The sequence below is a fragment of the Paenibacillus sp. EKM211P genome (genome assembly GCF_011066175.1).
Taxonomy (GTDB): Bacteria; Bacillota; Bacilli; order Paenibacillales; family Paenibacillaceae; genus Paenibacillus; species Paenibacillus polymyxa.
The window spans coordinates 32,282-45,073 of the sequence record NZ_JAAMNS010000001.1 but is presented as its reverse complement, the minus strand read 5'-3'; the positions used below and the strand labels follow the sequence as shown (position 1 = coordinate 45,073).

Here is a 12,792-nt window from a genome sequence, read left to right as displayed (position 1 = left end):
AGCATTGCATAGTTATGTAAAAGGTTTCAAAAATTTAACCTTTTCACAACACAGTTTACTTTAACATAGCTTTTACAAAGAATTCAACTGCACTCCAATTACTTCCTAGCACGCAAAAAAATCCGCGCCCGGCGCGGATTCTACAGTCCTGTTTTGAGCATTAACATTGCCCATATATTTATGCGTTTTATTTATGCATTATTTAAGCATACCCATCAATTTGTTATATTCCTCTTTGGTCAAATACTTCGCAAGCACCTGCTGAATATCTTGCAGCTCCTGCTCGGTGAGACCGCCTTCCATCGCAGCTGATATTTTCTGCATCTCTTCCGGCGGAAGTTTATTCATAAGAATCGTAAAAATCTCCTGCTTCTGAGCCGCCGGTAAATTGTTCTTTTTCTCCGTCAGATGGTCGGGCGTAATGACCAAATCATGGCCTTCGATACTCGTTTCAGGTGTAGCTGTACCTTCTGCCTGCTGACGCGGCTCGCTGTCTGGTGTTCCCGCCGACGTGGCCCCTTCCTGAGATCCCTTGTCGTTGGATGCACCACCTGTCTTATTTCCGCTTTCTTCTAAGCCCTGTCCCATGACAGGCAAAGCATTATCAGGCGGTGTTACACTTCCAGAGTCGCTCCCTGTCGTCTTGCTCTTCCCTGTACCTGTACTTTGATCAGTACCAGCGCTGCCTTTTAGCCAGCCCCATCCCCATATCGGCTGATGATCGAGCTGAATGTTAAATTGCCGTAGCAACGATTGAACATAAGCATTCACGACCACACCGGTCACTGCCAGTGTCAGCGCGCTGACCAGCACCACCGTCATTCCTTTTTTAAGCAGCCATCCAAGCCACCTCATATCCCGTTACCTCCTTATACGCATCTTGCCATGTGTACATCATGAAGTGCATATAGACCAGTATTGACGAGATATGACGATTTTTAACCCTTGGAATATGTAAAACTAGCACCAACACATCCATATAAAAAAGAAGAGGGAGGCATGAATTGCCCCTCTCCCCTTGATTTAGCAGGAATAGTTATATGATTAAACAGGCATGACGCCCTCATAGAATCCTACGGATATTTTACAAATAAATCGGAAGCACTTGGTTCGTTTGATCGCGGTTACGACCAACCGAGAAAATAGCGATTGGAATACCTGTCAACTCGGATACGCGTTGTACGTAATGGCGGGTAGTCTCCGGCAGTTCCTCCAGCGTCTTCACGCCAGTAATGTCTTCGTTCCAGCCTGGCATTTCTTCATATACCGCCTCGCACTCTGCCAGCATTTTCAAGCTAGCTGGATAATGCGTGATGATCTCGCCGCGGTATTTGTAGCCTGTACAGATCTTAACTGTTTTCAGGCCTGTCAATACGTCCAGCGAGTTCAGGGAAAGACCAGTTAATCCACTAACACGACGGGCATGGCGCACAACAACGCTGTCAAACCAGCCTACGCGGCGAGGACGACCTGTAACCGTACCGTACTCATGGCCTGTTTCACGAATGTAATCGCCGACTTCATCGTGTAGTTCCGTTGGGAAAGGTCCATCCCCTACACGAGTTGTGTACGATTTAGCTACACCGATCACTTGTTGAATTTTGGATGGGCCTACACCAGAACCGATACATACGCCGCCAGCTGACGGGTTAGAGGACGTAACGTATGGATACGTACCTTGGTCGATATCGAGCATAACGCCTTGTGCACCTTCAAACAACACCTTACGATTGGCGTCAATTGCATCGTTCAGCACAACAGACGTATCCGCTACATAAGGACGAATAAACTCAGCATATTCCAGATACTGTTTCAATATTTCTTCAACATCCAGCGGCTCGCCGCCGTATACTTGCTCAATCACTTGATTCTTTTCCTTCGTTAGATGGCGCAGTTTCTTTTCGAATTCTTCTGCTTCCAGCAAATCAGCAATACGAATACCGTTACGAGCAGCTTTATCCATATAAGCAGGGCCAATCCCTTTACGGGTAGTACCAATTTTGTTAGGACCTTTGCGGTCTTCTTCCAGCACGTCCAACGTCATATGGTAAGGCATAATGACATGTGCGCGGTCACTAATGACCAAATTTTTCGTGGAAAATCCATTATCATGAATATAAGTAATTTCTTCAATAAGAGCGGCTGGATTCACTACCATGCCGTTGCCAATAACACACTTTTTATCTTCATAAAAAACGCCGGATGGAATCAGGCTCAGCTTATACTTTTTACCGTCAATGAGAATCGTATGACCAGCATTGTTTCCGCCTTGGTAACGGGCCACTACTTCAGCGCTTTCCGCCAGATAGTCCGTGATTTTACCTTTGCCTTCGTCTCCCCATTGTGTCCCCACAACGACTACAGTTGACATGTTTCATTCCTCCGTGGAGTGCCCACAGACACTCTGATTTTGAGCTGACGCGCTAACACATATCTGGCTTCAACCGCCTCAGCGGGCAGGTATGGAGCGTTCTCGGACAGCAGGAAAAAACGTCCGTCGCAGACATTCCGTAAGTTCGGAAAGCCCCGGGCGTAATGATCTCCCCACTGCGTTGAAGCAGCACTATAAGTGTACCAGTACCATTTTTCAAAGTCAAATAAAAAGCGAACATTATATTACATGAAAATAGTATTGTTCGTAATTGAGAGTTTCAATCGTTCTATGAAAATATATGAATTCTATAAAAAAGGCTCTCTCGTAATCGCGATACCCGCGTCGAAAGAGCCTTTTCTAATCATACTAATATATTAACCGGCGAACGCATCCGAATGGGCACGCTCGTAATTAGCGAATTTATTATAATTTTTGAGAAATACCAGCTCTACCGTACCGACCGGGCCGTTACGCTGCTTGGCAATGATAATTTCAATAATATTTTTCTTTTCTGTTTCCTGATTATAATAATCATCCCGGTACAGAAACGCAACGATGTCAGCATCCTGCTCAATGGAACCCGATTCCCGCAAGTCACTCATCATGGGCCGCTTATCTTGACGCTGCTCCACACCCCGGCTCAGCTGGGAAAGGGCAATTACAGGCACTTCAAGCTCACGGGCGATTTGTTTCAATGTCCGTGAAATTTCGGATACCTCCTGCTGCCGGTTCTCGCCCGCTTTGCCGCGTCCGTGAATGAGCTGCAAGTAGTCAATAACGATCATACCCAGTCCCTTTTCCGCCTTGAGACGGCGGCATTTGGCACGGATATCAGCCACAGTGATGCCGGGCGTATCATCGATATAGATTTCCGCCTCTGACAAGGCTGCAATGCCCATGGTCAGCTTCGCCCAATCGTCGTCGCCTTTAAATTCACCTGTCCGCATGACGTTCGCGTCCAAGTTAGCCTCGGCACAGATCATCCGCTGCACGAGCTGAGCCGCCGACATCTCCAGACTGAAGATGGCAACCGTCTCTTTTGCCCGTACTGCAACGTTTTGTGCAATATTCAGGGCGAATGCCGTTTTACCTACAGATGGACGGGCAGCCACAATGATCAGGTCATTGCGCTGGAAACCCGCCGTCATCTTGTCCAGGTCAACGAATCCGGACGGAATTCCGGTCGTGTTTCCCTTGTTCTGATGCAGCAATTCAACGCGGTCGAACACTTCCATCACGACATCGCGGATGGCGATAAAACCACTGCCTGAGCGCCCGTTGGAGATTTCCATAATCTTGCGCTCAGCATCACTCAGCATACCGGCGACATCCTCGCCACTGCTATAGCCTTCGCTTACAATCTGTGTAGCTGCACGAATCAAGCGACGAAGCATCGCTTTTTCTTCAATGATCTGGGCATAGTAATCCACGTTAGCCGCTGTTGGCACCCCGTGAGCCAGCTTCGCCAGATAACTGACACCGCCGATATCCTCTAGCTGACCTTTGTCCTGAATTTTCGAGGTCAGCGTAACCAAGTCAATCGGCTGTCCGGATTCACCCAGCTCAATCATTGCTTCGTAAATCATTTGATGAGCTTTATCGTAAAAGTCCTCGGTCTGCACCCGCTCCATTGCGGTAATCAGTGCTTCAGACTGAAGCAAAATAGACCCAATAACCGCCTGTTCAGCCTCCAGATTTTGCGGAGGAATCCGATCAAAAAATTCGCCGCCCATAATTATTCTTCAGTCACCTGTACTTTCAGCGTAGCTTTGACCTCAGGATGAAGCTTGACGGTCATTTGAGTCACGCCCAACGTACGAATCGGTTCTTCCAGCTCGATTTTGCGTTTGTCCAGCTTGATGCCTGTTTTAGCAACAGCCTCTGCGATTTGCTTGCTTGTAATCGCGCCGAACAGACGTCCGCCTTCTCCAGCCTTTGCTTTGAGCTGAATTGTAGTCTCTTCCAGCTTTTTGCCGAGTACTTGTGCCTCTTCCTTTTCCTCTTGCTTGCGTTTCTCCTCAGCAGCATTTTGGTTTTCCAGCGTCTTCATATTTCCTTCCGTTGCTGGACGGGCAATCCCACGCGGCAACAGAAAATTCGCTGCATAACCGTCGGATACTTCCTTAACCTGCCCCTTCTTACCTTGGCCCTTCATATCTTTAATGAATATTACTTTCATTCAAATAACCCCTCTTCCCCATCAATTTCGGCCAGTACGTCGACCACTCTGCGCTTAGCTTCCTCCAGCGAGCAATCCAGCTGAACCGCCGCATTCGTCAGATGTCCTCCGCCGCCTAGCCGTTCCATGACGACCTGTACGTTCATGCGTCCGAGTGATCGGGCGCTGATCCCCACCAGACCGTCAGGACGTTCACTGACCACAAAGGAGGCCAGTACATCCGTCATATTGAGTAATGAATCCGCCACCTGAGCAATCAGGAGCTGCGGTATTTTTTGTCCGGGCTCGGTCACCGCAATTGCGATATGCCCATATATCATTTTAGCATGCTTAATAATTTCCGCCTTAGCAATATATTCATCCAGGTCCTCTTTTAACATGCGCTGGATCATCACTGTATCTGCTCCACTACGTCTTAAGAAGCCAGCTGCCTCAAACGTGCGTGAGCCTGTATGCAGGGAGAAATGCTTGGTATCCACCGTAATCCCCGCCAGCAGTGATGTTGCCTCCAGCGGTGTCAGCTGGACCTTTTCATGGATATATTGCAGCAGCTCAGTCACCAGTTCACAGGCCGATGACGCGTATGGCTCCAAATAGATCAGAACAGAATCATTAATAAATTCCTCGCCCCGACGGTGATGATCCACAACCACCACCCGGCTGGCCGTCTGCACCAGACGCGGCTCAATCGTCATTGACGCCTTGTGCGTATCCACCACAACCAGCAGGCTATGCTCGGTCATCACCTGAAGCGACTGCTCCGGTGTCATGAGCGCTTGCGACAGCTTCTCATCCTTGTTTACCTGCTCCATCATTCGGTCAATAGACGGATTGGATTTGTCCAGTACGATATGGGCCTCTACATTGTAAAGTGCCGCAGCCTTCCACACACCGATAGCTGCTCCTATTGCATCCATGTCCGGTATTTTGTGTCCCATAATCAGCACACGGTCGCTCTCCTGCATCAGATCACGCAGCGCATGCGCAATGACTCGGGCACGCACCCTGGTACGCTTCTCGACAGCATTGGACTTGCCTCCGTAAAAGGACAGGCGCTGTCCCGCTTTCACTGCTGCTTGATCTCCCCCACGTCCAAGCGCCATATCTAGACTGGATTGAGCTAGCTCGCCCAGCTCCTTGATACTCTCTGCGCCGAAAGACAAACCAATGCTCAATGTCATCGGTACTTTCAAATCTGCTGTCATTTCCCGCACGGTATCCAAAATGACGAATCGGCTTTGCTCCAGCTCCTGGAGTGCTTTATGATTCAGCATAATAAGATAACGCTCAGATGACAACCGGCGCAAATAAATATTGTATTGATTGGCCCAAGACGTAATCTCGCTGGAAACCTTCGCAATAAGCGCGGTACGCTGCTGATCGTCCATTCCCTGAGCAGCCTCGTCCATATTATCAAGCATGACAATACCAAGCGCTAACCGCTCATTCTCATACTGCTTGCGCAGTACCGCGAGCTCCGTCACTTCATACAAATATATCAGACGCTCATCAGGCACGATTAGAAACTGATAATGACGCTCATCATGCTGTAATTCCACCTTTAGTTCACGAGCAGACTCTTTCGTTTCCTTTTTAGTGCTTAGAGCGTTTGCGAGTTGAGGAAACAAATCTTGAAGGGGCTCTCCAATCAACGATTGCTCCTCGAACATCTCACTGGCAAAGCGATTGTGCCATTCTACCGTTCGATTTTCACTGTATAAAATGATACCGAACGGCAGTGTACTGATCGCTTCTCCCTCCACCCGCTTGATCCGGAAGGAAAGGCCACTGATATATTGATTCAGTTCCCGACGGAAATCCAGCTCCGTCTTCAGCATCAATCCGCCGAGCAAGAATGATAGCAGCAGTCCTATCACACCCAGTTCCCAGTTGTACATGGAAATACATATGACAAGCACCAGCAGCAGTAAAAACGCCCAGACCGTCTGATAGCCGTGCCAGCGTTTTTGTAGAAATTTAGGCATGACTGTTCACCCTATTTCTTTGATCTTGTAATAGCTTCACGCAGCGGAAAGGCCAAATCAATAATACCTATAATGCGGAGCGGCTGGAACACCAGAACGACGAGCGACAGCAGCAACGCAATCACTGGGCTCATTTTACGGCTATGCGTCCAGAAGTATACAAAACCAATTGTCTGGATAATAAAACATGCATGGATCAGCGGTAGCATACTAATGGAAACCGTTTGAATCCAGCTGCTATCGGAGGAATCCGCTATCCATCCAATTACAATTGCCAGCAGATAGTACCAGATCAGCGTGCGTGGTAGCATCCACTCGCGGGCAGGCTCCATTTTACGTACCGGCACATCGAGACTGCTCAATGCTGGACGTGCCAAAGCATGTGTGATCACTGCCAGTATAAACGAGCTGACGATCATCACATATGGAACTTTACCAATCAGCATTGTACCGAGTTTCTGCGTATCTTCAGCTGTCCAGCTCATATTCGCAAACATCGGATTCGCACTTAAAATCTGCTGTACAATACTGGCCGATATCTCAGCCTGATCCCGAAGGGACTGCGAAAGATCAAACCCGAAGGAATACGTAGCGATAAACAGTACAAACAACAATTCGGCTAAAATAATGCCCGTTCCGGTCATCAAAGCCTGAAAAGCAGATCCTCCCTTTTTATATATCCGTCCCATCAATATAGAAGGAATCAGAAAGTAAATCGCAGGAAGCAGCGAATACACATCGAGTAGCGCTATAATTAAAAGCACCGGTATGACGTGAACCAGAAATCCTTTGAAAGGCAGCGATGAAAACAATACAGCGCCAGGCACAATCAGAAAAAATACGGTAATAATTTTAAATGGTGTCAATAGAGTCAGCAGCAGAAGCAAATAAATAACACTCCATGCTACAGTGGCCAAGCGGAATTTCAACGTTTTCACCTCTTACGCATATGTTCTTCCAGTGCGGAAATGTCCTGATACCAATCCTCCAGCTGGTGTCCTTCTTTTCTGTGCTTTCTTAGCTTGTCGATGAGTAGATCATCCAATTCACGGTAAGACACCCCAAGACGCCTCCCCAGAATATAACTGCTCATCACCAGGCTGGCCAAACAGTCACCAATACGGACTGTACTGCCTTCCCACATCGCCTTAAACAGACGGGAGACTTGGTCAAGCACCTCTGTTTTAAGCCATTCAATAACCTTGGCTCGTTTAACTACATCCATTTCTTTAGGCATATGATGAAGAGTCACACCCCTCTGAAAAAGCTTTATTCTCCATTATAGCATATCCTATTTTGAAAATAACTGTTACCCCATAGGGTAAATCGTTATTTTCAGAGCAGCTTTGCTGCTTATTATAAGCCCATGTCAACACTGTTAGCCCCTAGGGTAATAGTAATCTTCAGTGCGGCTTTGTTGCTTATTTTAGCTTGAAGTATTAAGCGATTCCTTAGACACAAATTTCTCACAATACTCAATAATTTGGCTGCGGCGCACGATACCGATAAACCGTTCCATATCATCCACAACGGGCACAAAGTTTTGTACCTTCGCCAAATTAATCAGATCCTCCATATTGGCATCAATGGATACAGGTTTCATCGAAACCCGCAGCGGAACGTCCTTGAGCATAAACTTAGAAGCGTTTTCAAAGGTGATTTTCCCCTCGGACTCTTTCATATGCCACAATAGGTCACCCTCTGTAACCGTACCCGTATATCTACCTTCCTTATCCAAAATAGGAACCGCTGTGAACCGGTGATATTCCATTCGTTCCAATGTTTGCCGTAGAGTAGCATCCGCCGTTACACAAGCGACCTCTTGTTTGGGAAGCAAGAAAAAAGCAATATTCATGAGAAACGAATCCCCCTCAAAATCAAATATAAATCCATTGATTACTCACTGAATGTCCTGTTTGTCGGGAAGCCTCAGCGTCTGCGGGGTTGTATCAGAGTCTAGCCAGTTCGCAATCATAAGTCTGGCATATTCAAGTTCCTGTTCATTAGCCCGGTCATAGTACAGGCCCTTCTTCTTGAACCCTTCCCCCGTAATCGTAAAACTTGAGATTTGTGGATTCCCTTGTGAAATAGCTTGCTTGCCAAGCCCAGTAATAAAGGCAGGTTCCATATCCGTTGTGAAATTGGCCCCCATGATATCGAGCAACTCCGGGATCTTGGTGATTCCGTCGATATTCAGTAGCCTATCGGCCATAGCATTCAAAAAAATTTGCTGACGTTTTGTACGGTTGAAGTCGCTATCTTCCCGATACCTAACATAATACATGGCTTCTTCACCATTATAAAGCGGCTTGCCCGCCTCAATACGGAACTTGATATGCAGCGGGTTTTTATTCTCGATGGGCTGGTCGATAGGTAACACTACTCCGCCCACTGCATTCACGGCATCCTGAATACCCTGGAAATTAATCGTAGCATAATAATCGACCTTATGCTCCATCAGCTTCTCTACAGTGGCCATGGACATATCCTCGCCTCCGAACGCATAAGCATGCCCTAACTTATCAAAATCATCCTCGCCATCTCGATTGGAATCATGTCCGGCAATCTGTACATACGTATCCCTTGGGATAGAAATCAAGAGCACACGCGATTCTGCGGGCCGTACAGCAGCATATATCACCGTATCTGAGCGACCACGTGCCTTTTCATTGGGCCGTTGATCTGTCCCCAGTAATAACACCGAAAAAGGCTCCTTCTGGTAAGCAATGGTCTCTTGGGGCTGTTGTTCCTTGGATTGACGAGGCTGGTAGGATTTCTCCAGCTTGCTTTCCAGCGTCGGTGACACAAACCAGTCAAAAGCCACGAGCGTCAGCTGTTTGCGGAATAGATAGCCCCCTACTGCAACTAAAAGCAAGACAATACATGAAATATATAGAGCGGTAAACCTCTTTTTCTTTTTGGGCTTTCCACGGGTCCTTCTCTTATGTCTTCTCTCCATCATGGCTTCCTTCCTTCTTTCGTCCACAAATCCCATCTCTTCATTAAACCGGATTGATCCCTCATGAAGCGGAAACTTCCCCTCAAAGCATAAAAGGTCTGCTACCTTGTTGTCAAAAGTGCCATGGCGTGGTTAGTTCCTCAAACTCATGACAAAAAAGGCTTTGCCCTTACGGTCAAAGCCCTCATTTACGTTTATATAAGTATTCTATGTAGCTTTCAAAGTTATCTTTTATCTTAATGCAGAGACAGTTTCACCAAATTTTGCAATCGTACCGGAAAAGAGGTGGACAGAGAAAAACCATAATCAAACAGCTTCCGTGTCTGTGCGAAACGCTCTTCCTTGCTCGGTGCACCCAGCACTACAGCAACTAATCGTTTGCCATGCTGCTCAGCTGTACCAGTGAAGCAGTATCCAGCATCGCTTGTGTACCCTGCTTTCAATCCGTCCGTCCCCGCATAAGAGTACGGTCCAGCCAAGGAAGGCAGCATCCAGTTCGTATTACTGATGTAAATGCCCTTATCCTTCAATTCCATCTGTGTGCGGCTGGACGTTCTGAGAATCTCAGGATGTGACGTAATCAAGTAAGAGGCCAACTTTGCAGTATCGCTTGCCGTCATTTTCGTTTCTCCGCGAATATCCTTAGGATGGTTCGGCCCCAATTCACTCTGACCAGCCCCAGAGGCATTACTAAAGCGACTATCGGGTGACAGCCCAATTTGAGCAGCCTTTTCATTCATGCGCTTCACAAAAGCGGACTCATTCCCTGATGAACGCTCTGCCAGCGCTACAGCGGCGTCATTCGCTGAATACACAACCATACTTTGGAACAGTTCAGATACGGTCATTCTTTCCCCATACCGAAGAGACAGATTCACACCACCCACCGTACTGGCATAACGACTAATTCGCACCTCATCATTCCAGCCTAACCGTCCGGTCCGAATATCCTCCAGTACCAACAGCTCGGTCATGAGCTTGGACATATTTGCAGAAGGCATAGGCTTATCGCCATTCACATCCATCAGTAATTCCCCGGTGTGCATGTCCATCAGCACTGCAGCGTCTGCATCCACATTCGGCTTTCCGATCAACAAGCGGGGTCCAAGAGTAATAAAAATCAATATAATAAGTACCGGGACGACAATAGCCCAACGTAACCAATGTTTTTTCATCATCGTAATAACCTCCATATCTTATTAGACGATGAAAAATCCATTTTGTCTGCAATTTTTCGAAAAAAAGATACAATTTTTTTACCTTTTTTTATTCCACGACAAAATATCCGCCAATCCTTGTTACAGGATGACGGATATTTTGCTTCTTCAGTATGTCGTATCAGGCAAAGTGACAGGCTACAAAATGCTGGTCGCCCGCATCTCGGTATACTGGAGCCTCTGTTCTACAGCGCGCTTCCGCCATAGGACAGCGTGTATGAAACTTGCATCCTGACGGCGGATTAGCCGGAGACGGGATGTCCCCTTTTAACACAATCCGCTGCCTTTTGATCGTCGGATCTGGAATCGGTACTGCTGATAGCAGAGCCTTGGTGTATGGGTGTAGCGGATTGCTGAACAGCTCCTCCTTGGAAGCCAACTCTACCATCGAGCCCAGATACATCACACCAATCCGGCTACACAGATGCTCGACTACACTCAGATCATGCGAGATGAACAGGTACGTCAGTTGGCGTTCCTGCTGCAAATCGCTTAACAAGTTAATGATCTGGGCCTGAATCGACACATCCAGAGCAGATACCGGCTCGTCAGCCACAATAAAATCAGGATTCAAAATCAAGGCCCTTGCAATCCCGATCCGCTGCCGCTGACCGCCAGAGAACTCATGCGGATAACGATCATAGTGATATGAGGACAGCCCACAAATGTTCAGCGTTTCGTTGACCTTCTGCCGTAGCTCATTACGATCAATCAACCCGTGATCCAGCAAAGCCTCTCCGATCGCCTCACCCACCTTAATTCTCGGGTTCAGTGAACTAAAAGGGTCCTGGAAGACGATTTGCAGCTTTGGACGAAGCGCACGAATCTGCTCCTTGTTTAATGCGTGCAAATCTTCGCCCTTGTACCGTACTGATCCCTCTGTCTTATCCATCAATCTGAGAATCGTGCGTCCAATCGTACTTTTACCGCAGCCCGATTCTCCTACCAGACCAAACGATTCACCCTTATGAATATGAAAGGATACATCATCGACCGCCTTGACATGTCCGACCGTACGCTGAAAAACCCCGCCTGTGATTGGGAAATACTTTTTCAGCCCTTCCACTTGAATTAAAGGCTCGCTCATATTCGTTGCCCTCCTTCTTTCTCATATAGCCAGCAGGCAACCTTATGGCCATTCTCCTTTTCATTCAAGGGAGGGGCCTGATCCTTGCATATTTGCATACAATGTGCGCATCGATCATGAAAATGGCAATTTTCGCCCAGCTCAATGGGGTTTGGCACCTGCCCTGGGATGGAATATAGCCGATCCATTTTCTGATTAATGACAGGCTTTGCCTTTAATAGTCCTTGAGTATACGGATGCTGCGGATTTTTGAACAGCTCAATGACAGGAGCCTCTTCAATAACGTTCCCGGCATACATAACGACCACATAATCGGCCATTTCTGCCACGACACCCAAGTCATGTGTTATCAGCATAATGGACGTTTTAAGCTTATCCTTCAAATCCCGCATTAAATCGAGAATCTGTGCCTGGATCGTTACATCCAGTGCCGTTGTCGGTTCATCCGCAATCAACAGCTTCGGATTACAGCTTAAAGCAATAGCAATCATAATCCGCTGGCGCATACCGCCACTCAACTCATGAGGATAGGAATTGAATATTTCCTCCGATCGCGAAATGCCCACCAAATTAATTAGTTCAATTGCCCGGGCGCGTGCCTCCCTTTTACTCATTAATGTATGCATCAGCAACGGCTCCGTAATCTGTTCCCCGATCGTAAGCACCGGATTCAGAGAAGACATCGGTTCCTGAAAAATAATCGAAATGTCATTGCCGCGAATTTGCTGCATTTGCCCTTTATTGAGTTTTAGGAGATCCTTGCCCTCAAACCAAATTTGTCCGTCTGAGGTGTGGGGAGAATCAATCAACCGCATCATTGTCATCGCAGTTACACTCTTACCACAGCCAGATTCTCCTACCACACAGAGCGTTTCACCCTCACGAATTTTAAAACTGACGTCATTGACCGCTTTGACAGTTCCGTTAGAGGTATGAAAGTGGGTTTTCAGGTTACGAAATTCAATCAAAGCATTTTCCATAAACGTTCGTC

Annotated in this window: 12 protein-coding genes; all 12 read right to left on the bottom strand. The window is 47.2% G+C overall.

What is annotated here, in order from left to right:
* Positions 1-198: 198 nt before the first annotated feature.
* The gene (locus G9G57_RS00220; protein ID WP_017425989.1) at positions 199-855 is read right to left on the bottom strand and encodes a hypothetical protein; all 657 of its coding nucleotides are present in this window, start codon (positions 853-855) and stop codon (positions 199-201) included.
* A gap of 229 nt (positions 856-1,084) precedes the next feature.
* Positions 1,085-2,371, bottom strand: coding sequence for an adenylosuccinate synthase (locus G9G57_RS00215; protein WP_016822464.1), 1,287 nt, complete (start codon positions 2,369-2,371; stop codon positions 1,085-1,087).
* Between the two features lie 377 nt (positions 2,372-2,748).
* Positions 2,749-4,107 (bottom strand): replicative DNA helicase, encoded by a 1,359-nt coding sequence (dnaB, locus tag G9G57_RS00210; RefSeq protein WP_013373892.1) that lies wholly within the window; start codon positions 4,105-4,107, stop codon positions 2,749-2,751.
* A 2-nt stretch (positions 4,108-4,109) separates the two neighbouring features.
* Positions 4,110-4,553, bottom strand: a complete 444-nt coding sequence (rplI, locus tag G9G57_RS00205; protein WP_016822463.1) for a 50S ribosomal protein L9 — start codon at positions 4,551-4,553, stop codon at positions 4,110-4,112.
* Positions 4,550-6,538, bottom strand: coding sequence for a DHH family phosphoesterase (locus G9G57_RS00200; RefSeq protein WP_016822462.1), 1,989 nt, complete (start codon positions 6,536-6,538; stop codon positions 4,550-4,552). Before G9G57_RS00200 ends, rplI begins: the two co-directional genes overlap by 4 nt.
* Before the next feature lie 11 nt (positions 6,539-6,549).
* Positions 6,550-7,467: a DUF2232 domain-containing protein gene (locus tag G9G57_RS00195; RefSeq protein WP_164964352.1), complete on the bottom strand. Its 918-nt coding sequence runs from the start codon at positions 7,465-7,467 to the stop codon at positions 6,550-6,552.
* 5 nt (positions 7,468-7,472) lie between these two features.
* Complete coding sequence (locus tag G9G57_RS00190; protein WP_013373896.1) at positions 7,473-7,775, bottom strand: MazG-like family protein; 303 nt, start codon at positions 7,773-7,775, stop codon at positions 7,473-7,475.
* 189 nt (positions 7,776-7,964) lie between these two features.
* Entirely contained in the window at positions 7,965-8,393 is a 429-nt protein-coding gene (locus tag G9G57_RS00185) for a CBS domain-containing protein (protein WP_013373897.1), read from the bottom strand.
* 45 nt (positions 8,394-8,438) lie between these two features.
* Complete coding sequence (locus G9G57_RS00180) at positions 8,439-9,500, bottom strand: LCP family protein (protein WP_019689088.1); 1,062 nt, start codon at positions 9,498-9,500, stop codon at positions 8,439-8,441.
* Between the two features lie 233 nt (positions 9,501-9,733).
* Positions 9,734-10,675, bottom strand: coding sequence for a D-alanyl-D-alanine carboxypeptidase family protein (locus G9G57_RS00175; protein WP_019689089.1), 942 nt, complete (start codon positions 10,673-10,675; stop codon positions 9,734-9,736).
* A 160-nt stretch (positions 10,676-10,835) separates the two neighbouring features.
* Complete coding sequence (locus G9G57_RS00170; protein ID WP_016822458.1) at positions 10,836-11,801, bottom strand: ABC transporter ATP-binding protein; 966 nt, start codon at positions 11,799-11,801, stop codon at positions 10,836-10,838.
* On the bottom strand, positions 11,798-12,781 hold the full coding sequence (locus G9G57_RS00165) for an ABC transporter ATP-binding protein (protein ID WP_016822457.1): 984 nt from the start codon (positions 12,779-12,781) through the stop codon (positions 11,798-11,800). The genes G9G57_RS00170 and G9G57_RS00165 overlap by 4 nt, the downstream gene beginning before the upstream one ends.
* Between the last annotated feature and the right edge of the window lie 11 nt (positions 12,782-12,792).

Excerpts from the sequence above, each read along its gene's own strand:
- G9G57_RS00220 (WP_017425989.1), bottom strand. The coding sequence starts at position 855 with ATGAGGTGGCTTGGATGGCTGCTTAAAAAAGGAATGACGGTGGTGCTG.
- G9G57_RS00215 (WP_016822464.1), bottom strand. The coding sequence starts at position 2,371 with ATGTCAACTGTAGTCGTTGTGGGGACACAATGGGGAGACGAAGGCAAA.
- dnaB (WP_013373892.1), bottom strand. The coding sequence starts at position 4,107 with ATGGGCGGCGAATTTTTTGATCGGATTCCTCCGCAAAATCTGGAGGCT.
- rplI (WP_016822463.1), bottom strand. The coding sequence starts at position 4,553 with ATGAAAGTAATATTCATTAAAGATATGAAGGGCCAAGGTAAGAAGGGG.
- G9G57_RS00200 (WP_016822462.1), bottom strand. The coding sequence starts at position 6,538 with ATGCCTAAATTTCTACAAAAACGCTGGCACGGCTATCAGACGGTCTGG.
- G9G57_RS00190 (WP_013373896.1), bottom strand. The coding sequence starts at position 7,775 with ATGCCTAAAGAAATGGATGTAGTTAAACGAGCCAAGGTTATTGAATGG.
- G9G57_RS00185 (WP_013373897.1), bottom strand. The coding sequence starts at position 8,393 with ATGAATATTGCTTTTTTCTTGCTTCCCAAACAAGAGGTCGCTTGTGTA.
- G9G57_RS00180 (WP_019689088.1), bottom strand. The coding sequence starts at position 9,500 with ATGATGGAGAGAAGACATAAGAGAAGGACCCGTGGAAAGCCCAAAAAG.
- G9G57_RS00175 (WP_019689089.1), bottom strand. The coding sequence starts at position 10,675 with ATGATGAAAAAACATTGGTTACGTTGGGCTATTGTCGTCCCGGTACTT.
- G9G57_RS00170 (WP_016822458.1), bottom strand. The coding sequence starts at position 11,801 with ATGAGCGAGCCTTTAATTCAAGTGGAAGGGCTGAAAAAGTATTTCCCA.
- G9G57_RS00165 (WP_016822457.1), bottom strand. The coding sequence starts at position 12,781 with ATGGAAAATGCTTTGATTGAATTTCGTAACCTGAAAACCCACTTTCAT.